Below are 22,710 nucleotides of genomic sequence, written 5' to 3'. Positions count from 1 at the left end.
ATGTCGTCCCAAACAATTACCATAGCAGCAGTGTACGAATCGCTGGCCCATGTGATGGACCCGGAGATCCCTGTGTTAAGCGTAGTAGAACTGGGCATGATCACGGGGGTTACCCTTGATACAGCCGCAGTACACATCAAAATGATCCCCACATTTGCCGCCTGTCCGGCGGTGGGTTATATACAGCATAATATAAAAACTGTGCTGGAAAGCGAACTCGGTATAGCCGTTAACGTTGAGATAGATAAACAGGAGCACTGGCACAGCAACCGGATGACGGCTGCAGCCAGGGAGAAGCTGGAAGCCTTTGGAATAGCCCCTCCAAAGGTGCTGACCGGCGAGGTAAGCACAGAAATTATGATGGAGGTTCCCTGTCCTCATTGCGGCAGCGGGCAAACGTATTTGCGTTCTCCTTTTGGCTCTACGTTGTGCCGCGCTATCCATTTTTGCAAGGCCTGCGGCCAGGTGTTCGAGCAATTCAAACCATTGGAATAACCCTTATTTCCATGTTCCGGCTATAAATACCTATTTTTACACGCATTAATGAAGTAGCCATTGGCAATTTATACGATGAAAACATGAGAATAGGCTTGTATTTTGGGTCTTTTAATCCTATACACACGGGGCATTTGATCATTGCCAATTACGTAGCGCACAATACTGATCTTGATAAAGTATGGCTGGTGGTTTCGCCGCATAACCCGCTGAAACCACAATCGGCCTTACTGAATGAGCACGACCGCTTCCACCTGGTGGAACTGGCTATTAAAGATGAAGTGCGGCTGCGCGCCAGCAATATTGAATTTTCCCTTCCCCGGCCTTCCTATACGGTGGATACCCTCACCTATTTGCAGGAAAAATTTCCGACGCAGGAATTTGCTATTATTATGGGAAGCGATAGCTTTCAGAATTTACCGCGCTGGAAAAATTATGAGCAGATAGTGAAAAACTACCCGATTTATATTTACCGCCGGCCGGGACATGAAATAACAGATACCTTTGGCGCCCAGGTTGAAATACTGGACGCACCTATGCTCGATATCTCCGCAACAGATATCCGCAGATGGCTGAAAGAAGGTAAATCGGTGAGGTATATGGTGCCCGACAGCGTGATTAATTATATCTCTGAAAATAATTATTACCGCTGATCATTTTGTTCCGGGTGTATCATGGATGTCAATATTTGCAGCCGGTTTTTTCTGGGCAATATCCCTTCTTTTAACCACAAATTCATTTCCGTAGATATCCAGTAAAAGGATGAACATGGAGATAAGCAGTGGGCCGAAGATCAGGCCGATGAAGCCGAAAAGACTAACGCCAATGATTACACCGAATATAGTAATGAGCGGATGCACATCAGCAATTCTTTTGGCCAGCAACATCCTGGCAACATTATCTGAGGTGCCCACTACACCGAATCCATACACCAGTACAGCAATTCCCTGCCAGGTGCTGCCAGAGGCCAGCAGGTAAACGCCAAGTGGTACATACACTGCAGCTGCGCCTATTACAGGCAGCATGGCGGTGAAACAGGTTATAACAAACCAGAAAAAGGGCTGGGGGATCCCGAAAATCAGATAACCAATTAAGGAAATAATGCCCTGTACTACCGCTATTAGCGGAATACCGACGGCATTGGCAATTACCAAAGTGTTGAACTCTTTACCCAATCTTTCCACATTTTTATCTTTCAGGGGAATATATTCATACAGGTTTTCTTCCATCTTCCGACCGTTGACCAGCATAAAGTACAGCATAAAATACATCAGGGCGATGGTGGTAAGGGTATTAAAAGTGGCACCGAGGAACCCCGGCAGAAAGGCTGTTATACCTTCCTGGATTTTCTGTAACCGCTCGGGAGTGAGCAGGCTGAAGCCCAGGGAGCCTTCCAGCCGGGCATTGGTTTGTTTCAGGCTGTTGATGAGTTCTGTAGAGTGATTGGCGGCATAAGCAGCTTTCGCTCCAAGCATGTTAATGAGCATCCCTATAGGCAACAGGATCACCAGGAAAGAAAGTACCATCAGCAGGGCTGCAGCAAGGTTTTTTCTCCAATTGCGCTGTTCTACAAGTTTAAACATCCATTTCCTGCTGATCACGTACAGGGTCACAGCTCCAAGAAAGCCGGGGAAAAAGGTAAACATCTCCATAAACAGGAGTACGGCAAGGAAAAGGATCAGTAACAGGAAGCCAATTTGTTTAAGGCGGTCATTATCAAGATAGCTCATAGTACATAATATCGTGTAATTATCTGGTATGTCAAAAAACAGACCGGCTGAACGGAAGAAGCTTTTTCTGAATGATAAACAAAATTGCGGGGCGCTTGTTCTTATTTAGCCGAGGTTTAACATAGCTTTTTATTTAAATGTCATTTATGGAATAATGTTTGTTAAACCTATGGTACCAAAAAAGAAAACCTAATTTATAACATCTTAAAAACCTTAATTATGAGTACAAGTTCCAAAGCCGTGGTTTCATTTATAGTAGGTGCAGCCGTTGGCGTTGCGGTAGGGTATTTCCTTAATTCAGACAAGAAAGATGAACTGGTGGAAAAATTAAAAGATCAGTCTGAAAAGCTGAAAGAAAAATGGAGAAAAAGAAAAGATCAGTTCCAGGATGAATTAGAGAACGAGTTGGCTTAACCCTATTTGAATAAACTGATTTGCATGGAAGATAATTTCAGCAACTACTTTAACCAAACGGGAAAAGTAGCCAGGGAGTACCTGGAAACCAGACTGGACCTGATTAAGCTCCAGGCAGCAGGAAAGTTGTCAAAAGCGTTGGGATTATTCTTCTCGCTTTTGATGGCTTTCCTGCTGTTCTTTTTTGTGATTTTATTTCTTGGAATGGTAGTAGGCTTCTGGATCGGGGAAATGACGAATAGTTTTGCTATTGGTTTCAGCTGTGCTGCAGGGCTATTCATTCTCTTGTTTATTGTTATCCTGCTGTTCCGGGAACAGCTGATACAGCGCCCTCTTTCAAGGTTGCTGATTGCCGAGCTGGTGGATGAAATTACCGAGCAGGATGAGCACTCCAATCATATTCACAATCAACGGCCAAAGGAGCAACCGGAAGATCCCGGTTATGTTCCGGATGAAGAGGCCACCGAAAACACCATGAGAGGATAAACAATGATAAATGTTTACACATGAGTAAAAAAATAAACAGCTTCGAATCACTGGAGCTGGAAATTGCCCGGTTGAAAATGAAATCCAAGCAGCTGGAAAATGAAATGGGTAACAGGGTAGATTACTTCAGGGACAATTATAAAAAGATGGCCCTGAACGCCGTTATCCCCGGTAGCGCAAAACATAGCGGTGCCCTGAACCTAGCTATGAATGTAGCTAAGATCGCATGGGGAAGTGGCAAATTCAAGAATTTCGCTACCGGGGCATTAATGACGGTACTGGAATTTGTAGGCGTTCAGCTGGGAATCAACCTTTTCAACAAGGTGACGAAGGGCCGAAGAAAGAAGAAGGAGCCAGTGGCTGAATAAAGGAAATAGGTTTTGGTAAATATCCTACAACAACCACATCCGCATTATCCGCGTCCTGTCCTTTGATAAATCCTCCCGAACCGTTATCCAACATAAAGGATACGCGGAGGGAAACGGTAACAGTTTTCCCGGAAGGATCTGCTGCAAACGCAGGGAACTGTTCAACAACGCGTTTTACTTCTTCACCCAATGCCTTGTCCGGGCTAAACAATACTTCTATATCGTTAATGCTTCCATTGGGTTGAATTTTATACTGTAGTGCAACTACGCCTGCTATTTTGTTTTGCTGGCTACCCCGTGGATAGCGAACATTCTTTGCCACTGTTTTGCGATACGCAGTTTCTCCACCCGGGAACCGGTTTATGAAAGAAGTATCACTGGTAACTCCCTTCAGTGGTTCCTTGCTTTCAGCAATAGCCACTTTCAGCAGGCTTTGCGGACAATTCTTCATAGGAATAGGGCCTATTGCGCCTTCCTTTGGGGCACAATAGAAGAAATAGGTACCAAACGGATCACGTGTGGTACTCATAGACCATCTGGCAGACGTCATCCTGAATTCTATTCCAGTGATTTCTTGGTTCCCGTCGCGTTTCAGGGTCGGGATGTCTACAATTACCCCTTTCTCTTTCAGCACTTTTTGCATTTCCGCCAGGTCATCATCTGTAGTTAGTCGCGTAACAACGCCATAAAGAGCGTCCTTATCTGTAGCGAGATATTTGCTGCCTGCCGGACTCTTTTTTTCGGGTAGGGGCGAGGTAGCGGATAAAAGGCCGGCTGCCAGCCCGAGCACCGGCAGCAGCAGCAGGTACCGCCAGGTACGTAACCGGGGAGATTGGGTTTTGTTCATCATGAGTATTCTGTTTTTAATGAATGACTTGCTGAAATGATTTACCAGGGCTATCCTACTTTCCTTCATGCCTATCTTCAGTAAGCTGTACTGGTAGGCATCCGGGGCGTCTGTGGTTTGGATAACGGCTTCATCTGCCAGGAACTCCAGGTTTAACTGCAGGGCCCTTTTGCAGCGCCAGGCGAAGGGGTTGATCCAGCAAATGCAGCAGTACAGGGCAGACAGCAGCATATCGGCAGAGTGGTATTGCTGTACATGGGCTTCCTCATGCCGGAGAATGTGCTGAAGTTCCGTATGGGCGTGTGCGTTAGGATCAAAAAAAATGGTTCTCAGGAAAGAAAAAGGCGCCGTTATGCCGGGAAGCTGTACATAGCGAATGTTGTTACGCTCATAGACATTGCCGGATGCTGCCAGCCGCCTGATTTTCAGCAGCTGTAACAAATGGATCAGCAGCAACATGGCGGCTATTATTATATAGGCTGTAAGCAAAGTTGTGCCGGCATGCTGCAGAAACGGGTCCCACCAGTGATGTACCGCTGCTACTTCCTGTACCGGCGTTTGTACTTGTGGGTTATTACTGAAATAAACGCTTACAGGAGATACATTTTCCGTTGGCTTTTCCACCCAGCGCAGCGCCGGGATGGGCAACAGCGGCAACACTGCCGAAAATATAAAAGCGCTCAGCAGCAGGATCCTGTTGTATCTGTAAAATGTTTCCTTTTTAAAACAGCTGATATACAGCAGATAAAAAAGGGTCATTGCGCAGGATGTTTGCAGTATATAAATAAACAGGGTAGGCATACACGTTATTTTTTATCTTTTTCAATCATCTTCACCAGCATTTTCATTTCTTCTGCACTTATTTTTTCTTCCTTGGCGAAGTAAGCCAGCATATTGAGATAGGAGTTATCAAAGAAAGTATTGAGTACCTTTTTCATAAAAGTGTCCTTATAACTTTCCTTGGCTATGATAGGATAATACTCAAAGGAGCCACCATATTCATGATGGGCGAGGTACCCTTTTTCTTCCAGGCGCTTCATGAGCGTGGCAATGGTGTTGTAATGCGGCTTGGGGTCAGGAAGCTGTTCTATAGCATCTTTTACAAATGCTTTTTCCAGGTCCCACATCACCTGCATTAACTCTTCTTCTTTACGGGATAGCTTTTTCATAACACGAATCTATAACTATTTTTGTAGTTTAAAAACTATTTTTGTAGTAATTAACTATAAATGTAGTTAAGATGTTGAGTGTCAACAGGAAAAAAATCCAGGAAGGGCGGGGAGCATACTTTGGCGCCTTTGCTGCGGTTGAAGTTATAAGGAATGTTTGCTTTAGATTATCCCCATACTTTGGTGCCTTCGCTGCAATTGGCGCAGATGTCTATGTTTTTGCGGGTTTCAAGGATTTCACTACGGAAACGGATATACTCTTTATTATGCCACAGCGCTTTGAACGATTCTTTTTTCAGGTCGCCCAGCCGGTGTTGTGCATCTTTATCGAAGCAGCAGGGCACTACCAATCCGTCCCAGGTAACCACGGGAGAATGCCAGAGACGCCAGCAGTGATTCCCGAGTTTATTTTTAATAGCATAGGTGCCATCTTCGTTGCGATGATAGCGTGAATATTTATCAATGGTAGGAATCAGGCGGTTGCCTTCTTCATAATCATATACCTGTGCAGTTTTGAACCGTACCTGGTCAACGCCTATTTCTTTGGCCAGCCGTTTAATATCTTCTATCTGGTGCTCATTTGGTTTTACGACGAGAAACTGGAAAAAAACGAAAGGTTTGGACGAATTAAGCTCTTTTTTCCATTTTACGATGTTTTTTGCTCCTTGTATTACTTTGTCAAGATGACCACCCACACGATACTGCGTATATACGTCCTGGGTAGTGCCATCAATGGAGATGATGAGCCTGTCAAGTCCGCTCTCCACTGTTTTTTTTGCATTGGCATCTGTAAGGTAGTGGGCATTGGTGGAGGTAGCAGTATAAATTCCTTTACCTGCCGCATACTTCACCATGTCGAGGAACCCTGTGTTGAGATAGGGCTCTCCCTGGAAATAAAAGATGAGATATAATAGTTCTTTGGAAATTTCATCGATCGTTTTCCTGAAGAAATCCTGCTCCAGCATACCGGTAGGCCGTGTGAAGGCCCTGAGACCGCTGGGGCATTCGGGGCAGCGGAGGTTACAGGAAGTGGTAGGCTCAAAAGATATGGAAATAGGGTAACCCCACTGAACCGGCTTGCCGGTCCACTTGCTTACAAAATAGCTTCCGAGCACTTTGCCGGCATTTAAACCACGGCGCAGTGTGAACTTGGAAAACAAATTAAGGGTATCCTTCAGGTTAAAATCGGGCATAAAAAATCACTTGAGCATTGTAAAAGTAGCTTCTTTAAACAAATTATAGCCTATACTTGCTGTAAAAAAGTAGGGCTGCCGGTATTTATCAGAGCATCCTGACCCAATTACCTGCAACTAACAGCAACAAAAAGTGAAAAGCATCCGGATCCGATTATTATTGATACTCCTGGTAGTACTGGCCGCAGCGGCTTACCTGTGGTGGCGCGGGCAGGAAAAACAAGTGAAGTTTGTACGGTATGAAGAATTCGGCATTGATATGCCGGTGAATTACAAGATTCATGGCATCGATGTTTCCAAATTCCAGAAAGACATTAATTGGGCAGCAGTAAAACAAATGCAGGTGGATAAAATTCGTATATCCTTTGCATTTATAAAGGCCACGGAAGGCATTACACGACAGGATGCCGCCTTCAAACAAAACTGGGACAGGGCCGGAAAGGTAGGCTTAATCAGGGGGGCATATCATTTTTTTTATGCCACCCGTGATCCTTTGAAACAGGCTATTAACTTTCATAATGTGGCCGACCTGCAATCGGGCGACCTGCCGCCGGTACTGGATATTGAAACCAGCAACAATCAACCTGCGGCGGTGATCAGGAGTACCGCGAAGATCTGGCTGGAGGAAATGGAGAAAGTGTACAAAGTAAAACCGATCATCTATACCAATATTCATTTTTACGAAACCTATCTTGGCAGCGAGTTTGACCGCTATCCTCTATGGATCGCGCATTATTATCAGAAGGAGCGTCCCCGGTCCGATAGGGCCTGGTTGTTTTGGCAGCACAGCGATATTGGCCGGGTGAACGGTATCCGGACCACAGTGGATTTCAATGTATTTAAGGGGGATAGTACAGACCTAGCCAAACTATGCATACCTTAGCATCATATACAGGTTATGGAAGAAGAACAGGACAAACCACCGGAGGATCCCAATAAAATGGACTATGAGTTATTTCATTTCCTTATAAAAATTATGAGGACCATTTTTATTGGTTTTTTCTGGATGATGATCAATGTATTCCTGGGCTTGTACCTGGGATTTGCCATACCGGAGGAATCCACCCCCGGCAGGATGATCTTTTTTTATGCCTGGTTTGGGGTTTCCATGATAGCCTATCTGTATTTCGTATGGCGCCTGTGGCGTAAAAAAATGAGTGCTCCCTGATTACCGGGTAACAGACCTCCTGCCCAGCTCCATTGTCCAGGCGTTATTATAACGGCCAATACCCATCTCTGTAAATTTTGCATCCATCATACTATGACAATGACTGGGGCTGTTCAGCCAGCCAAGTATCACGGCCTGTTCATCCAGGTTGCCGGTGGCAATGTTTTCACCATAGTAATTCCATTTATAGCCAGCCGCATCAAGACGTGAGCCGGGAGTGGAACCATTGAGGCCGGTATGGCTGAAATAATTATTCAGTGCCATGTCTTTGCTGTGATCATAGGCGGCTCTTTCCAGCAGGCCGTTCCAGGTAACAGGGCCTACGGGCGCCATTTTATCGGTGCCGCAGTTACAGCCGCGGCTGCGCATTCCGTTTACCAGCGTTAACAGGGCGTTGCGATCTACTTTGTTTTCAGGTACCGTGGAGGTATCTGCAGGAGATATTTTTCCCGGTTCTCCGGGACTGAGATCTGTTGTTTTAGTACAACCGCAGTAAATAATAAGGGCCAGCAAAGTGGTGGCAACACGCATAATTTTCCCGGACATAACCAGTAATAAGTTATAGTAAATAGATACCGGGTTCTAAACAGGACTTGGATTAAAACTTAAATCGGCTTTAGGAACGAACTTGATTAAAACTACTCGTGGTTGATCAGAGGTTACGGGTTAAAATCACATTGAGGCACCGAAGATAGTGCGTAGATATGAGATATGGAACATAGTTTTTGTAAATCTAATGTTAATCATAACTGTCATATTCCTGCATTTATGGTGTTGTTATTCTTTCTCACTGTGCATCAGGGTTTTGTGGAGATGATGCCCCGGCGCCAGTTCGCTAAGTATGTAAAATGGCCTGTTAGGTGGGTGGAATAGTGTTTGTTATCTTCTTTACATCTCCCATATTTTCATCTTCAAAAAAAGAGATTATGAAAAAGAAGGAAACAGAACGTACCGGCGAACATCATGATAAAAAGAAGAGGCCGGTAGATATTTTATCGCAGGATAAAGGAACTGTCAACCGCAACCCTCTGCATGGCGACTTGTCTGAAAAGCCGGAAAAAGAGAACAAGGCGGTGAGGGATAATGAAGAAAAAGGGAAAAAATCAACGCATTGAACTTTTTACCATATCGAAATGAAAACAAGCTAAAATTTATTTCCAAAATAAAGAAGTGCCAAACTTCTTTAATGTTGTGGTGTATAGCGGCCATCCTATTCCTGGGATGGTTTTTTTTAACTGCTGTGATCAGCAATAATTTTCCACTGTCCTTTTATTTTTTTCAGGACAAGACTGAAATGGCCCTGCAGGTCACCAATAGTTCTTTCCAGGTGCCATTTGCCTATCAGGAGATAGGTTCCGGGCGCCAGGGGCTTGAATTCCAGTAATTGAAAATCCAGTTTGCCCATAGCCGCAGCGTCGGGATAGGTTTTTTTATAACGGTCCAGCGTAGCCTGCCAGCCATAGGTTACTCCATTTTTACCAATAAAAAGAAGGGAATCAGAATGCCAGTAAGTGGCCATGAAGCCATCTATATCCCCTTTATTCCATGCAGCTGTTTGGATCGACATCAGCGCCGAAATCTGCTGCTGATCGGAAGAACCGGCTTTCTGCGCGCGGGTGGGCATTCCAGCTAAAACGCCCAACAGGATAAGAAACAGTGCAAAACGCATGGTAAATTTTTAGCAAAAGATAAACAGTTTTTCCGATGTAATGCAATGCCTATTATAGTAACTTTGCAGCACTATTTAAAAAGCACTCATTCAAAATTATATTTTAAAATCAACAGTTTATGCCCGGATTTGAACTATTTGGAGCCGAGGAAAGGAAAGAAGTAAACGATGTACTGGAAACAGGGATCATGATGCGCTACGGATTTGATGGTCCGCGTAAAGGCATCTGGAAAGCAAAGGAGCTGGAACAGGCCATTTGCGATAAACTGAATGTACAGTATACCCAACTTGCCTCCAGTGGTACAGCTGCATTAACCACCGCTATGGCCGCCCTGGGATTGGGCGCCGGCGATGAGATCATTATGCCGACCTTTACTTTTGTGGCCAGCTTTGAATCGGTGTTTTCTGTAGGCGCCACGCCGGTACTGGTTGATGTGGATGATACCCTGACACTTGACCCCAAAGCAGTGGAAGCCGCTATTACCCCGCGTACAAAGGCTGTTATGCCGGTGCATATGTGTGGAGCAATGGCAGACCTGGATGCATTGCAGGCCATCTGCAAAAAACATAACCTGTTTCTCCTCGAAGATGCCTGCCAGAGCTTCGGTGCATCTTACAAAGGAAAGGCGCTGGGCTCGATCGGCGATGCAGGAACTTTCTCTTTTGATTTTGTAAAAACGATCACCTGCGCAGAAGGCGGGGCGATCATCACCAACAATAAAGATATTTATACTAAATGTGACGGCTATACGGACCATGGGCATGATCACCTGGGGGCAGACCGTGGAGCAGATCTTCATCCGTTTATTGGTTACAACTACCGTATTTCCGAGCTGCACGCAGCGGTGGGACTGGCACAGATCCGCAAACTGGATACTTTCCTGGAAATACAGCGTAAGACCAAGAAAATATTTAAGGATGCCCTGGCTGCAGTACCGGGCATAACTTTCCGCCGTTTGCCGGATGAAGCCGGCGACAGTGCCACTTTTCTTTCGTTTTTCCTGCCGGAAACCGCGCAGGCAGCCAAAGCGGCTGCAGCGATGAAAGCAGCCGGACTGGTGGCGTTTCATTATTATGAAAACAACTGGCATTATATCCGCCAATGGCAGCATTTTAAGCAAGGCAGTGTGTTAACTCCTTTTGCCAAAGAACTGAAACAGGCAATGGAAGTATATAAGACCAAAGAATTCCCCGCTTCAGATGCTATCATCGGCCGGAATATTTCCACCCCGATCAACCTGAGCTGGAGCGATGCCGAGATACAGGAGAGGGCAGAAAAACTGGTGAAAGCAGTGAAAAGCGCATTATAATTGATCTGAAGGTGTGTGGTGCAATGTATATTTGTTTTACCAGCGCCTTTTGCAGTTAAAATCAGACTACATGAAAAAAATAGCGTTGATACCTGCCCGTTATGGCGCGTCCCGTTTCCCCGGTAAAATGATGGCCAGGCTGGGTGATAAAACAGTGATACTCAGAACGTATGAATCTACAGTAAATACAGGGGTTTTTGACGATGTAATGGTAGTGACAGACAGTGACCTGATCTATAATGAAATTGTGAATAATGGCGGGAAAGCTGTTATGAGCAGGAAGGAGCATGAATGTGGTACTGATCGTATAGCCGAGGCCGTAGCAGACATGGAGGTGGATATTGTAGTGAATGTGCAGGGAGACGAGCCGTTTACACAAAAGGAGCCACTGGAAAAACTGCTGAAGGTATTTGAAGGAGAAGAAGGAAAGAAAGTGCAGGTAGCTTCACTGATGCAGGAACTGAAAGACCAGGCATCTATAGAGGATCCTAATTATGTGAAAGTAGCGGTAGACAAGAACTTCAACGCATTATTCTTTTCCCGTTCCGTTATTCCCTATCCACGTAATAAGGATATTAAAAGCATTTATTACGAGCATATTGGCATTTATGCATTCCGCAAACAAACCCTGCTCGACTTCACGCAGCTGGAGGTAACACCCTTGGAAGCAGCGGAGAAGATTGAATGTTTACGTTACCTGGAGAACGGGATTCCCATGAAAATGGTGGTAACTTCATACATGGGCGTGGAAATAGATACCCCTGAGGATTTGCAAAAGGCAGCAAAACTTTTATAACACCTAACTATTACGGATATATGAAATTCAGGAATTTTAAAATGGTGGATTACGTGGTTTACGGCAGCGGATGTTTTGATCAGCTGGGTGAAATACTGGCCCCCAGGCGTATAAGCGATGCTCCCATGATATTTTTCGTGGATGAGTATTTCCAGGATAAGAACGAATTTTTATCCCGTATCCCGTTGGAAGGGAAGGATAAAATTGTAGTGATAGATGTAACTGATGAGCCTAAAACCAAAACGGTAGATAAGATCCGGGATGAGCTCAAAGCGGAATTCGGTACTGTATCCGGTATTATTGGTATTGGTGGCGGATCTGTGATGGATATGGCCAAAGCAGTGTCTCTGATGATGACCAACCCCGGTTCATCTGCGGACTACCAGGGTTGGGATCTTGTGAAAGTAGCGGGTGTATACAAAGTGGGCATACCTACCATTTCCGGCACGGGAGCGGAGGTAAGCCGTACCTGTGTGTTAACAGGGCCTACCCGTAAACTGGGAATGAACTCTGACTTTACACCGTTTGACCAGATTGTGCTGGATCCTTCACTGACAAGAACGGTAGAAGCAAATCAGCGGTTTTATACAGCTATGGACTGTTTTATTCACTGTGTGGAATCGCTGGAGGGCACTTATCTGAATGCATTCAGTAAATCATATGGAGAGAAGGCGCAGGAGTTGTGTGAAGAAATCTTCCTGCAGAAAGAACATTGGGATGATGATGCTGATGAAAAACTGATGATGGCATCTTATGCGGGAGGTATGAGCATTGCCTATTCACAGGTAGGTGTGGCGCATGCCGTGAGCTATGGGCTGGCATACCTGCTTGGTACCAAACATGGTATTGGGAACTGTATTGTGTTTGATAAACTGGAGGAATTTTACCCGGAGGGAGTGATAAAATTCAAGCAGATGGTGAAAAAGCATAACATCACTATTCCGCAGGGTATTACCAAAGGCTTAACAGATGAGCAGTTTGAAACAATGATCAATGTGTCGCTGGGCATGGCTCCTTTATGGGAAAATGCCTTGGGTAAAGACTGGCAGCAGATTATGACCCGTGAAAGGCTGCGTAAGCTGTACGAGCGCTTATAACAGGGTTTAATTATATTGGAAGCAGGAACGGGCGGGGTAATTTCCGGTTGTTCCTGCTTTTTATTTTAGGAAGAAGTTCGTCTGCCTCAACGCAAATTCAGTGCGTAGTAACAGATTATTTTGCTAAAAGAGGAAATTATCATGATCATACTTATTGTCATTTCGGGAATTGTAATATTGGTGCTCGGCTACCTGTTGTTCGCTGCGCGGCAGCAGCAACAGGCCGGTGAGAGGGAGCTTGCCCGGCAGCAGAACGCCTGGCAGGTAAGCCAGGCCACCTTGCAGGAAAAGTATAACCTGCTGGAAGCCCGGCAGGAATACCTGCAGAACATGCTGGATGATAAAGGAATGTTGCTGAAAGAGAAGCAGGAGCAACTGGAACGGTTAAATGAGGAGTTTTCAGTATTGATGTCTGAGCAGGGGCGTATCATGGAGCAGAATAAATATCTTCAACTGCAACTGAGTGGGGAAAAGGAGCGGCTGCAGCAGGTACAACAGGACTTTAGAATACAGTTTGAGAATACTGCCCAGCAATTGTTGCAGCGTATTTCCGGCACATTCATGGAACAGAATAAGGCTAAAATGGATGATGTGCTGAAGCCGCTGGCAGAGAAGATCGATAATTTCCGTAGTAGTGTGCAGCAATCACTTGTAGCAGAAACGGCACAGCGCACAGAATTGAAGAATGAGTTACAGCGGCTGCTGCTGCTCAATCAAACATTGTCGAAAGAAGCAAATAACCTGACAAATGCACTTAAGGCTGATACAAAGAGGCAGGGAAATTGGGGGGAAATGATCCTGGAAAGGGTATTAGAGGCTTCCGGACTGGAAAAGGGCGTGCATTACTTTACCCAGGATGCCCAGCGGGATGAAACGGGGCAGCTGAGAAAGCCGGACCTGGTATTGCTGTTGCCGGAAGACAGGCAATTGGTTATAGACTCCAAAGTATCCCTGAAAGCATACGAACAGTACTGCAGCGCAACCAGTGAGGAAGAGAAGAAACAGGCGCTCAGGATGCATTTACAGTCGGTAAAGAACCATGTAACGGAATTGAGTGCCAAAGCGTATCATACGTTATATAAGAATACCACGGACTTTGTGATGTTATTTATTCCCATTGAGCCGGCTTACGCACTTGCTATCATGCAGGTAGATGAAGACCTGTATGATTTCGCGTTCCGTAAAAGGATCATATTGGTAAGCGTACCGTCTTTGCTGGCTACACTCCGGGTAATTGATAATATGTGGAGACTGGACAAACAGAATAAAAACGCGGAAGAAATTGTAAGGCAGGGAAGTGCTTTGTATGATAAGTTTGTGGGGTTTGCAGAAGATATGGGACTGATAGGGGAGCATTTGAAGAGGAGCCAGGGGGCTTACGAAAATGCGATGAATAAGCTGTCTGCCGGGAATGGCAATCTGGTGGGGCGTGCAGAAAGAATGCGTAAACTTGGGCTCGATAATAAGAAAGAGCTGCCTAAAAATTTAAAGATAGCCGCAACAGAAGATTTATTATTGCCTGATGAGGAGCAGATCACTGTGATTCCCGCCAAAGCAATTCCGGACGAAGAGGCTACAGATCAGTAAAGGGCCGGTAAGCGGTGGGATCACCATCAGCCTATAAGTACGGCTGATTGAGAAAACCAGGGATTATTAATAGTATCAGACTGGTGGCAATAATGTTGTGTTACCTGATGAACAGGGCTGATAAAAAGCATGTTGCTGATATGACTATTGCATAGCAGTATCCGTGGTTTTCCCGGGTTTATAAATGAAACTAAGATATAGCGTGGCCATTAGTGTTATGCCGGCAAATACATAGAATGTAACGGGGAAATTAGTTGAGTGATTATTATAGATGAAGGCGGAAAAGTAGGCACCCAGGCCAATACCGGCTTCCATGGCGATGTACATGCTGGCGAGCGCGCGGCCCCGGTGTTCCGGCCGGCCAAGATCTACCGTCCACGCGGTTACTGCCGGGGAGTTGAGTCCTACTGAAATGCCATACACTACAGCGGAGGAAAGAAGTAACAGGCTGTTGTGGGCCAACGCCATCATTAGCATAGAGCCGGCCATCATCACTGCAGAAACTTTTAACACAGGCACGCGCCCAAACTGATCTGATACCTTACCCGCCAATAACCGGATGCCAATGGAGCTGCCCGTAAAGAAAGTAAAGAAGAGGCCTTTATTGCTTATCCCCAGGTAGGCACTGAAATCCGGGATGATTGTGAGAATGGCGCCATAGCTGAAATAGGTAAGGAATGTGATGATCACCGGCGACCAAACCAGCGGCTCAAAAATTTCACTGCCGGAGATCTTCAGCAGGGAAAACCGGAAACGTTGCTTATTGGTGAGAGTCTCTTTCATCCCGATGAGAATCACCACAGACAATAACGCAAACACGGCAGACAGCTGGAACATGACGTTAATATTCCACCGTACAGCCACGTATCCTCCGATGGCAGGCCCCATGGCCATACCGATGGTGCTGAATAATCCCACCATACCCATTGCCTCGCCGCGTCGTGTAACCGGCACCAAATCAGATACATAGGCAGAAGTGCCTGTTGGTTTGAACCCGGTGGAAAACCCATGGAAGAACCGTAACAGGAGAAAGGCGCCAACAGAACTGATCAGCGGATAAATCAGGCTGCATACCACACATACCAACGACCCGAAAATCATAACGGGCACACGCCCTATCGTATCTGTCAGTTTGCCGCTGAATGGTCTTGACAACCCCGCCATTAAAGTGAATAAGCCAATAATGTATCCCTTGTAATCCGCACCACCCATCCGGGTAAGATAAGCCGGCAGCTCGGGGATCATCATATTGAAGCTGGCAGAAAAGAGTGCGTTACTAAGACAAAGTAATATGAAATGCAGGGTGTAAATCCTTTCCTTCGACTGATACATGCCAGCAAAATTAGGAACTATGGTACAATTTTAGCAAAGTAATTGCCCGCCATAGTAATCTTATGAACAAAAATCAACAGTGACCTGTTTATATTAACCGGCGGTTAAATTATGATAATCATCATGGTTCAATATCCAGGGAAATATTAAATTTATAGTAACCAAAAAAAGTCAATGATATGAAAGCAAACATTGGTGTTTCAGCAGAAAACACAAAAAAAATAGCGTTAGAATTGAATAAAGTATTGGCAGATGAATTGTTGATTTATGCTAAAACACGCAATTGCCACTGGAATATCGAAGGAAGTAATTTCATGGAAATGCATAAGTTCTATGAAGCACAATATGAAGAGCTGCAGGATTTTGGCGACGAGGTGGCAGAATATATCCGTTCGATAGGTCATTATGCAGAAGGTCGCTATGCAGATGTTTTAAAATTGACCAACCTGCTGGAATCTGAATATTCCAATGACCAGAAAAAGCAGCTGAAGGAATTACTGGATGACCATGAAACAATAATCCGTAACCTGCGCAGGCTCATTGATGAATTCGATGAAAAATACAAAGACAAGGGAGCTGCGGATTTTGCTACGCAAATGCTGCAAAAGCATATGAAGCTCGCCTGGATGATCCGCGCATACGTTAGCTAAGCTGATTACCTGAAATAACCGACGTGCCGGTGGCAGTAAATAACTGCAGCCGGCACGTTTTTAGTTTTCAGTAATTGGCTACATTTGTTATGTGCCCCTTCAACCCAAAAACAATAACAATGGATAATACCTCGAAAGACCTTCGTCTGGCAGTGTTAATAGACGCTGATAATATTCCGTATCATAACATTAAAGGGATGCTGGAAGAAATAGCGAAGTATGGCAACCCTACTTTTAAAAGGATTTATGGCGATTGGACGAAGCCCACAGTGGTAGGATGGAAGGGCGTATTATTGGATTATGCCATCACCCCCATTCAGCAATATAGTTATACTTCCGGTAAAAACGCCACCGATTCCGCCATGATCATTGACGCAATGGATATATTGTATACCGGCAGGGTAGATGGGTTTTGCCTGGTATCCAGCGACAGCGACTTTACCAGGCTGGCTACCCGCCTGCGTGAGGCAGGAATGATAGTGTATGGTATGGGAGAACAAAAAACGCCCAGTGCTTTCAGGGCCGCCTGCGACAAATTCATCTACCTCGAAATTCTGCAGGTCAGGGAAAAGAAAACGGATACAGAAAAAACAAAGACCACCAAAGATAAACGGAACAGTATCAGTAAGGCAGATAAGCAGCTGGTATCGTTAATATCCACCAGTATCAACGACATTGCAGATGAAGACGGCTGGGCATACCTGGGAGAACTTGGCAACCTGTTGCTAAAGAAACAACCGGATTTTGACTCCCGCAATTTTGGATTTAATAAACTGGTGCAGCTGCTGAAAAGCTTTCCTGATTTTGAAATAGATATCAGGGAAAGCGGAAAGAAAACCGGGAAACTGGTATATGTAAGAACAGTATAATCCTATGGCACACAAAAAGATCAGCATCATCCGGGGCGACATTACAAAGGTAAGCGCCGACGCCATTGTTAATGCGGCCAATTCCTCCCTTTTGGGCGGAGGCGGTGTGGATGGGGCCATTCACCGCGCCGGTGGACCTGCCATTCTCAACGATTGCAGGGCTATTGTAGCCAGGCAGGGAGGATGCAAAACAGGCGAAGCGGTGATCACTACTGCCGGCCGGTTACCCGCAAAACATGTCATTCATACGGTAGGCCCGGTTTGGAATAACGGTACCCGTGAAGAAGATATGCTCCTGGCTAATTGCTATCGCCATTCCCTGGAACTGGCAGACCGGCATCATTTGAAAAGTATCGCTTTCCCGAACATCAGTACAGGTATTTATCACTTTCCGAAAGACCTTGCTGCGAAAATTGCTATGGATACCATCGTAAAATACCTGGAAGGAAACACCGGTATAGAAGAAGTGATCCTGGTATGCTATGACGAAGAGAACCTGCGCTATACAGAACATTATTATAATCAGCACATACCTCCGGAAGCATAACTTTTGAGGCGCTTTCCCATGCTGCTGCGTTTATTTACTTATCAGCTTAACCGTCTGTTCCGGTTTTGTATTCACCGTTTCGGGGAAATAATTTGAAAGTGCCGGAGCAGTAGACATTACAGAGGAAGTTGTTATCCAGTTTGGATATACATAGAAAGGGCTATCTCATTGAGATAGCCCTTTCCTATAATGCGATGTAAAAACTATTACAATTAGAGTTTTGCGTATTTAACCCATGCATAAATAAACATGGCAGCAAAAACGATAATGGCCACAGGCGCCAGAAATCCTCCGATACTATCGCCAACTTTGTAAAAGTTGGTGGTGTGTACTACTGTTAAAAGATTCATCAACATTGTATAATGATTTTATATTATTCCGCGTGCAAATTAAAACATTCAATGCATATTCCCAATCAAAGGCTACGTTACCAGCTGGTTAATTGCCGGATATACTCGCCCAGCCTTGCTTTGGCGAGAAAATTTTTTTCCAGGGGGCCGGCAAAAGGCACGGGGGTATCCAGGCTGGCGCAGCGCATTATGGGTGCATCCAGCAGGGAAAAGCAGTGCTCGGCGATCCATGCGCTGATTTCCGCGCCAAATCCGCCTGTCAGCGTGTCTTCATGCAGGATCAGCACTTTGCCTGTTGCCGCTACAACTTCCCGGATCGCGGGGTAATCCAGCGGCAGCAGGGTGCGCAGGTCAAGGATCCCGATAGAAAGCTCCGGATGCTGCCCGGCATAATCCAGCGCCCAGTGTACGCCGCTGCCCCAGGTAATGATGCTGATATCCTCCCCGGGCTGTACCAGTGCGGCTTTCCCTATTTCTGTGGTATAATAGCTATCGGGTACCAGCCCGCTGATGCTGCGGTATAATGCCTTATGCTCAAAATACATCACGGGGTTGGGATCAGCGAAAGCTGCTGTCAGTAAGCCTTTGGCGTCTGCCGGGTTGGAAGGGTATACCACTTTCAGGCCGGGTACATGGGTAAACCAGGCTTCATTGGTTTGAGAGTGGAAAGGACCGGCGCCAACACCGCCGCCACAGGGCATCCTGATCACCACATCGGCATTCTGACCCCAGCGGTAATGTATTTTGGCCAGGTTGTTTACGATCTGGTTGAACCCACAGGTTACAAAATCAGCAAACTGCATCTCCACCATACTCTTAAAACTACCGATAGACAAGCCCAGCGCGGCGCCGATCACAGCGCTCTCACACAAAGGAGTATTTCTCACCCTGCTGGCGCCAAACTGTTCAAGGAAACCTTCCGTGATTTTAAATGCGCCTCCGTAGGCAGCAATATCCTGTCCCATCAGGATCAGCTCAGGATGTTGTTCCATGGCTTGTTTAAGCCCATCGGACAAAGCATTGATGAAACGTTTTTCAGACGAGGCTCCGGAAGCGGCCACCGGAGCGGGTGCTGCGGCATAGAGGTCGTTGAGCTCCTTCTCTGTATCGGCAGGGAACGGGGCATCGGTAAGGCCCCTGGCCACCAGTTCCTCTATTTCATGTTTTAATTCTTCCCTGATGGTGGTAATACTTTCGGCAGAAAGCAGGTTGGCCTGCAGCAGGAAGGATTCATATTGAGCGATCGGATCTTTTTTGCCCCATTCCTCAAAAAGGGCAGGGGGCACGTATTTTACACCACTGGCTTCCTCATGACCGCGCATACGAAAGGTCATGGCCTCTATCAATACGGGCTTTTGTTCTTTAATGGCATAGGCCCGGGCGGTACGTATGGTTTGATATACTTCCAGGAGATTATTACCGTCTATTTGTACGCCTTCCATGCCATAGCCGATGGCTTTATCTACCAGGTTGGCGCAATGATATTGTTCGCTCACCGGAGTGCTTAGTCCATAACCATTATTCTCTACCAGGAAAATAACCGGCAGGCCCCATACTGCAGCCACATTGAGGGCTTCATGAAATTCCCCTTCACTGGTACCTCCTTCTCCTGTAAAGGCAAGCGATACTTTTGCCTCTTTCTTTAGCTGATGTGCCAGGGCAATGCCATCGGCAATTGAGAGTTGTGGGCCGAGATGGGAGATCATGCCGCAAATATGATGCGGCCTGCTGCCAAAATGAAAGGAGCGTTCACGGCCTTTACTGTAGCCGTTTTCGCTGCCCTGCCATTGCAGCAGCAGTTTATCGAGCGGCATCCCGCGGGTCGTGAATACGCCGAGGTTACGGTGAAGTGGCAGGATCCATTCATCAGCTTCCAGCGCCAGCGTGGCACCTACAGCAATAGCTTCCTGCCCTATGCCTGAAAACCATTTACTTATTTTGCCCTGCCGGAGTAACAGCAGCATTTTCTCTTCTATAAGCCGTGGATATACCAGTGCTTTATAGAAAGATTGTAATTGCGCATCGCTTAGGTCTGACCGGTCAAAATACATGAATTGGCTTTTTAACAGGCAGTAAAGGTAAGGGCTAATCGTTGTTACCACCGGCAAGACTGATCATCACACTATTGATGATCGTCATTACGATACTGAAAAGCATCGCCCACCAAAAGCCGTCCACATTAAATCCTGGTACCAGTTTGGCAGCCAGCAGGATGATCAGGGCGTTGATAACAAAAAGGAAAAGCCCGAGGGTAACAAGGGTTACCGGGAATGTGAGAAAAAGGAGTACGGGTTTAACCAGGGCGTTCAGAAGAGCCAATACCAATGCGAGTATCAGCGCTGCAATAAAGCTGTCCACTTTCACTGCCGGCTTCAGCAGGTACGCGGTTGCCATGGCAGCTAAGGCGCTAACTAGTATACGAATCAGGAAACCCATTGTACGTTGTTTTACTAGTTAAGGTAACGAAAAAAAAAGGGACTGGCAAAGTTTGGCTGTTAACAGCAGGCGTCTAACCTGCTGTCAACAGCCATCTATGAATGGTTTACAGGAAACTGTCTGCTTCCCGGTAAGCTTTGATCAGTGCGTCTTCGCCTTCTTTTCCTTTGCCAGCTATCCCGTGTTCCATGCCCAGTACACCTTTGTATCCTTTGTTATGGAGATGTTTAAAGATGTTTTTATAATTGATTTCACCGGTGCCAGGTTCCTTACGGCCCGGGTTGTCGCCGATCTGGATATAGGCGATTTCGTCCCAGCACCAGTCCATTACAGGAATGAGGTTGCCGGTATTGCGCTGCATATGGTAGATGTCGTATAAAATTTTGCAGGATGGACTTTTAACAGCCTTGCAGATTTCAAAGCTTTGTTCGGCAGTACGGAGAAACAGGTCGGGGTTATCGCTTAGCGGCTCCAATACCATGATCAGTCCGTGCGGCTCAAAAATTTCCGCACCGCTGCGTAAGGCATCTATCACATGCGCGGTTTGAACGCCAATAGGAAGGTTGCGCTCAAAATAGCCCGGAACAACCGTGGCCCATTTGGCGTTACAGCGTTTGGCGGTTTCTACGCTGGCTTTACAGGTTTTGATAAATGCGTCTTTAAATTCCTGTTTACCGGTAGCCAGTGATGGTTTCCAGTTGTTGCCGGTGTCTACTACAAATACGCCCATCGTCATGCCGAGTTTGGCCAGGAGATCACCTATTTTGCTTTGTTCTTCAGGTGAGCGTCCCAGCATGCCGTTGTCTTCAATAGACCGGAACCCCTGGTCGTACATATATTTGATCTGGTCCAGGAAGTTGCCGCCATTGGCGCTGTTTTTAAACATGCCATCGTGGGGGCCGTAGTTCATATTAAACGGCTTTCCGGCCAAACTGGCGGTGTTATTATCTTCGGCGTGTGCTGCATTGCTGATCCCTCCGAGCGCCAGAGCTGAAATACCGGCCAGGGTGCCGCTTTGCAGGAATTTTCTTCTTTCCATAACGTTTTGATTGATGGTAAAATTGACGGGTCCTAAATTTAATCGCTTTTCTAAGGAAATGCTAATTTTGATGAAAAATTTTCAATTCATCAGCCCATTTTCGCATTCATCAAAAAATATTGCTTTCCAGATTAGTTTTTTTTAGATTCACCCACTTTATATTTCAATCACGTTAGATGACTAAACAGTATATGACCTTATTGCTGGGTGGATTGCTCAGCCAGGTTGTTGTAGCACAATCAAAACAGGCATTCGAAGTTTACAGCCAGCAAATCCCCGGAACTGATGTCAGTTTCAAAATGATACCAATAAAAGGAGGGAGCTTTCAACTAGGAAGCCCAGACAATGAAAAAGGCAGGAATAAAGATGAAGGCCCGGCAAAAAAGGTAGAGATTTCCGATTTCTGGATGGGCGCTACTGAGGTTACTTTCGACGAATACGATATATACGCTGATGCGGAAAAAGATAAAACACCTACACCGGATGGGATGACACGCCCCAGCCCGCCTTATATTGACCTTACTTTGGGAATGGGAAAAGCCGGTGGCTTCCCTGCCAACAGTATGAGCCAGTATGGTGCATTGATGTATTGTCAGTGGCTGTATATAAAAACAGGTGTTTTTTACCGTTTGCCTACTGCGGCAGAATGGGAATACGCCTGCAGGGCCGGCGCAGCGACAGCTTATCCTTTTGGCGCCGATGCAGGCCAGCTGAAAGAATATGCATGGTTTAAAGATAACAGCGATAATAAATACCATAAGGTAGCACAGCTGAAACCCAATGCCTGGGGATTATACGATATGCTGGGAAATGTTGAAGAATGGACATTGGACCAATACGATGAAAACGGCGTAGCCAATGCTTCCGCTAAGGATCCCTGGACGCAGCCTACGGCGAAAACCCCGCGACTGCTGAAAGGCGGTAGTTTTCAGGACGAAGCCCCGCTGCTCCGCAGTGCCGCCCGTTTAAAATCAGACCCCGTATGGAACCGCAGGGATCCGCAGATCCCCAAAAGCTCCTGGTGGAATGCAGACGCTCCCTTTGTTGGTTTCAGGATAGTAAGACCGGTGAAGCAACCAACGGAGGCGGAAGCCAACACTTTCTTTGAAGAGATGATCGCTAAATATAAAGGTGCACGCTAGAAAGATTCAACATCCA

At 46.0% G+C, this 22,710-nt stretch carries 27 protein-coding genes; 16 read left to right on the top strand and 11 right to left on the bottom strand.

Going from position 1 to position 22,710, the window contains the following annotated elements; all coding sequences use genetic code 11:
- Both paaD and nadD read left to right on the top strand, forming a co-directional pair.
- The gene (gene paaD / locus ABIE50_RS03010) at nucleotides 1-495 is read left to right on the top strand and encodes a 1,2-phenylacetyl-CoA epoxidase subunit PaaD (protein WP_209856077.1); all 495 of its coding nucleotides are present in this window, start codon (nucleotides 1-3) and stop codon (nucleotides 493-495) included.
- Nucleotides 496-578: 83 nt separating this feature from the next.
- A complete protein-coding gene (nadD, locus tag ABIE50_RS03005; RefSeq protein WP_209856080.1) occupies nucleotides 579-1,148 on the top strand; it encodes a nicotinate (nicotinamide) nucleotide adenylyltransferase in 570 nt (189 codons plus the stop codon).
- Here nadD and ABIE50_RS03000 read toward each other — a convergent pair whose 3' ends face one another.
- Nucleotides 1,149-2,225 (bottom strand): AI-2E family transporter, encoded by a 1,077-nt coding sequence (locus tag ABIE50_RS03000; protein ID WP_209856082.1) that lies wholly within the window; start codon nucleotides 2,223-2,225, stop codon nucleotides 1,149-1,151.
- Nucleotides 2,226-2,444: 219 nt separating this feature from the next.
- Between ABIE50_RS03000 and ABIE50_RS02995 the strand changes: the two genes are divergently transcribed.
- Genes ABIE50_RS02995 through ABIE50_RS02985 form a run of 3 tightly spaced genes read left to right on the top strand, consistent with a single transcriptional unit; the run spans nucleotide 2,445 to nucleotide 3,493 of the window.
- A complete protein-coding gene (locus ABIE50_RS02995; RefSeq protein WP_142684569.1) occupies nucleotides 2,445-2,639 on the top strand; it encodes a YtxH domain-containing protein in 195 nt (64 codons plus the stop codon).
- A 24-nt stretch (nucleotides 2,640-2,663) separates the two neighbouring features.
- Entirely contained in the window at nucleotides 2,664-3,125 is a 462-nt protein-coding gene (locus ABIE50_RS02990) for a hypothetical protein (RefSeq protein ID WP_209856085.1), read from the top strand.
- Between the two features lie 20 nt (nucleotides 3,126-3,145).
- Nucleotides 3,146-3,493 carry a hypothetical protein gene (locus tag ABIE50_RS02985; RefSeq protein ID WP_209856086.1) on the top strand — a complete coding sequence of 116 codons (348 nt, stop codon included), beginning with the start codon at nucleotides 3,146-3,148 and terminating at the stop codon, nucleotides 3,491-3,493.
- On the opposite strand, the gene ABIE50_RS02980 is transcribed toward ABIE50_RS02985, so the two are convergent.
- From ABIE50_RS02980 to ABIE50_RS02970, 3 genes are all read right to left on the bottom strand, one after another.
- Entirely contained in the window at nucleotides 3,441-5,141 is a 1,701-nt protein-coding gene (locus ABIE50_RS02980) for a TonB family protein (RefSeq protein WP_209856089.1), read from the bottom strand. The genes ABIE50_RS02985 and ABIE50_RS02980 overlap by 53 nt on opposite strands.
- Nucleotides 5,142-5,146: 5 nt before the next feature.
- Nucleotides 5,147-5,509, bottom strand: a complete 363-nt coding sequence (locus ABIE50_RS02975; RefSeq protein WP_209856091.1) for a BlaI/MecI/CopY family transcriptional regulator — start codon at nucleotides 5,507-5,509, stop codon at nucleotides 5,147-5,149.
- A 167-nt stretch (nucleotides 5,510-5,676) separates the two neighbouring features.
- The gene (locus ABIE50_RS02970) at nucleotides 5,677-6,702 is read right to left on the bottom strand and encodes an SPASM domain-containing protein (protein WP_142684574.1); all 1,026 of its coding nucleotides are present in this window, start codon (nucleotides 6,700-6,702) and stop codon (nucleotides 5,677-5,679) included.
- A gap of 133 nt (nucleotides 6,703-6,835) precedes the next feature.
- On the opposite strand from ABIE50_RS02970, the gene ABIE50_RS02965 reads away from it, so the two are divergent.
- Together ABIE50_RS02965 and ABIE50_RS02960 are read left to right on the top strand one after the other, a co-directional pair.
- Complete coding sequence (locus ABIE50_RS02965; protein WP_209856094.1) at nucleotides 6,836-7,585, top strand: glycoside hydrolase family 25 protein; 750 nt, start codon at nucleotides 6,836-6,838, stop codon at nucleotides 7,583-7,585.
- Nucleotides 7,586-7,600: 15 nt separating this feature from the next.
- Nucleotides 7,601-7,870 (top strand): hypothetical protein, encoded by a 270-nt coding sequence (locus ABIE50_RS02960; protein ID WP_209856097.1) that lies wholly within the window; start codon nucleotides 7,601-7,603, stop codon nucleotides 7,868-7,870.
- Here the strand turns inward: ABIE50_RS02960 and ABIE50_RS02955 are convergent, their stop codons facing one another.
- Nucleotides 7,871-8,416, bottom strand: coding sequence for a CAP domain-containing protein (locus tag ABIE50_RS02955; RefSeq protein ID WP_209856100.1), 546 nt, complete (start codon nucleotides 8,414-8,416; stop codon nucleotides 7,871-7,873).
- A gap of 380 nt (nucleotides 8,417-8,796) precedes the next feature.
- Between ABIE50_RS02955 and ABIE50_RS02950 the strand changes: the two genes are divergently transcribed.
- On the top strand, nucleotides 8,797-8,985 hold the full coding sequence (locus tag ABIE50_RS02950) for a hypothetical protein (protein ID WP_209856103.1): 189 nt from the start codon (nucleotides 8,797-8,799) through the stop codon (nucleotides 8,983-8,985).
- Between the two features lie 116 nt (nucleotides 8,986-9,101).
- On the opposite strand, the gene ABIE50_RS02945 is transcribed toward ABIE50_RS02950, so the two are convergent.
- Nucleotides 9,102-9,539 (bottom strand): YybH family protein, encoded by a 438-nt coding sequence (locus ABIE50_RS02945; protein ID WP_209856106.1) that lies wholly within the window; start codon nucleotides 9,537-9,539, stop codon nucleotides 9,102-9,104.
- 119 nt (nucleotides 9,540-9,658) lie between these two features.
- Here ABIE50_RS02945 and ABIE50_RS02940 point away from each other — a divergent pair, with 119 nt between their 5' ends.
- The 4 genes from ABIE50_RS02940 to ABIE50_RS02925 all read left to right on the top strand — a co-directional run bounded on the left by ABIE50_RS02940 (nucleotide 9,659) and on the right by ABIE50_RS02925 (nucleotide 14,329).
- The gene (locus ABIE50_RS02940) at nucleotides 9,659-10,849 is read left to right on the top strand and encodes a DegT/DnrJ/EryC1/StrS family aminotransferase (RefSeq protein WP_142684580.1); all 1,191 of its coding nucleotides are present in this window, start codon (nucleotides 9,659-9,661) and stop codon (nucleotides 10,847-10,849) included.
- A gap of 70 nt (nucleotides 10,850-10,919) precedes the next feature.
- A complete protein-coding gene (gene kdsB / locus ABIE50_RS02935; RefSeq protein ID WP_142684581.1) occupies nucleotides 10,920-11,645 on the top strand; it encodes a 3-deoxy-manno-octulosonate cytidylyltransferase in 726 nt (241 codons plus the stop codon).
- 20 nt (nucleotides 11,646-11,665) lie between these two features.
- Nucleotides 11,666-12,742: an iron-containing alcohol dehydrogenase family protein gene (locus ABIE50_RS02930; protein ID WP_209856109.1), complete on the top strand. Its 1,077-nt coding sequence runs from the start codon at nucleotides 11,666-11,668 to the stop codon at nucleotides 12,740-12,742.
- A 141-nt stretch (nucleotides 12,743-12,883) separates the two neighbouring features.
- Entirely contained in the window at nucleotides 12,884-14,329 is a 1,446-nt protein-coding gene (locus ABIE50_RS02925; protein ID WP_209856112.1) for a DNA recombination protein RmuC, read from the top strand.
- A gap of 144 nt (nucleotides 14,330-14,473) precedes the next feature.
- Here ABIE50_RS02925 and ABIE50_RS02920 read toward each other — a convergent pair whose 3' ends face one another.
- A complete protein-coding gene (locus tag ABIE50_RS02920) occupies nucleotides 14,474-15,661 on the bottom strand; it encodes an MFS transporter (protein ID WP_209856115.1) in 1,188 nt (395 codons plus the stop codon).
- A 179-nt stretch (nucleotides 15,662-15,840) separates the two neighbouring features.
- On the opposite strand from ABIE50_RS02920, the gene ABIE50_RS02915 reads away from it, so the two are divergent.
- From ABIE50_RS02915 to ABIE50_RS02905, 3 genes are all read left to right on the top strand, one after another.
- The gene (locus ABIE50_RS02915) at nucleotides 15,841-16,311 is read left to right on the top strand and encodes a Dps family protein (RefSeq protein ID WP_142684585.1); all 471 of its coding nucleotides are present in this window, start codon (nucleotides 15,841-15,843) and stop codon (nucleotides 16,309-16,311) included.
- A 119-nt stretch (nucleotides 16,312-16,430) separates the two neighbouring features.
- On the top strand, nucleotides 16,431-17,180 hold the full coding sequence (locus tag ABIE50_RS02910) for an NYN domain-containing protein (RefSeq protein ID WP_142684586.1): 750 nt from the start codon (nucleotides 16,431-16,433) through the stop codon (nucleotides 17,178-17,180).
- Nucleotides 17,181-17,184: 4 nt separating this feature from the next.
- The gene (locus ABIE50_RS02905) at nucleotides 17,185-17,727 is read left to right on the top strand and encodes an O-acetyl-ADP-ribose deacetylase (protein ID WP_209856118.1); all 543 of its coding nucleotides are present in this window, start codon (nucleotides 17,185-17,187) and stop codon (nucleotides 17,725-17,727) included.
- Between the two features lie 212 nt (nucleotides 17,728-17,939).
- Here ABIE50_RS02905 and ABIE50_RS02900 read toward each other — a convergent pair whose 3' ends face one another.
- The 4 genes from ABIE50_RS02900 to ABIE50_RS02885 all read right to left on the bottom strand — a co-directional run bounded on the left by ABIE50_RS02900 (nucleotide 17,940) and on the right by ABIE50_RS02885 (nucleotide 21,552).
- Nucleotides 17,940-18,083, bottom strand: coding sequence for a hypothetical protein (locus ABIE50_RS02900; protein WP_209856121.1), 144 nt, complete (start codon nucleotides 18,081-18,083; stop codon nucleotides 17,940-17,942).
- Between the two features lie 71 nt (nucleotides 18,084-18,154).
- Entirely contained in the window at nucleotides 18,155-20,128 is a 1,974-nt protein-coding gene (locus ABIE50_RS02895) for an alpha-ketoacid dehydrogenase subunit alpha/beta (protein ID WP_209856124.1), read from the bottom strand.
- 34 nt (nucleotides 20,129-20,162) lie between these two features.
- Nucleotides 20,163-20,513, bottom strand: coding sequence for a phage holin family protein (locus tag ABIE50_RS02890; protein ID WP_142684589.1), 351 nt, complete (start codon nucleotides 20,511-20,513; stop codon nucleotides 20,163-20,165).
- Nucleotides 20,514-20,619: 106 nt separating this feature from the next.
- Nucleotides 20,620-21,552 (bottom strand): hydroxypyruvate isomerase family protein, encoded by a 933-nt coding sequence (locus ABIE50_RS02885; protein WP_209856127.1) that lies wholly within the window; start codon nucleotides 21,550-21,552, stop codon nucleotides 20,620-20,622.
- Nucleotides 21,553-21,728: 176 nt separating this feature from the next.
- On the opposite strand from ABIE50_RS02885, the gene ABIE50_RS02880 reads away from it, so the two are divergent.
- A complete protein-coding gene (locus ABIE50_RS02880) occupies nucleotides 21,729-22,694 on the top strand; it encodes a formylglycine-generating enzyme family protein (RefSeq protein ID WP_209856143.1) in 966 nt (321 codons plus the stop codon).
- Nucleotides 22,695-22,710: the final 16 nt, after the last annotated feature.

This window comes from Chitinophaga sp. OAE865, from assembly GCF_040546735.1.
In the GTDB taxonomy this organism is placed as follows: Bacteria; Bacteroidota; Bacteroidia; order Chitinophagales; family Chitinophagaceae; genus Chitinophaga; species Chitinophaga polysaccharea_A.
Note: the sequence above shows the minus strand (reverse complement) of the source record. Positions and strands in the feature narration are given on the sequence as shown.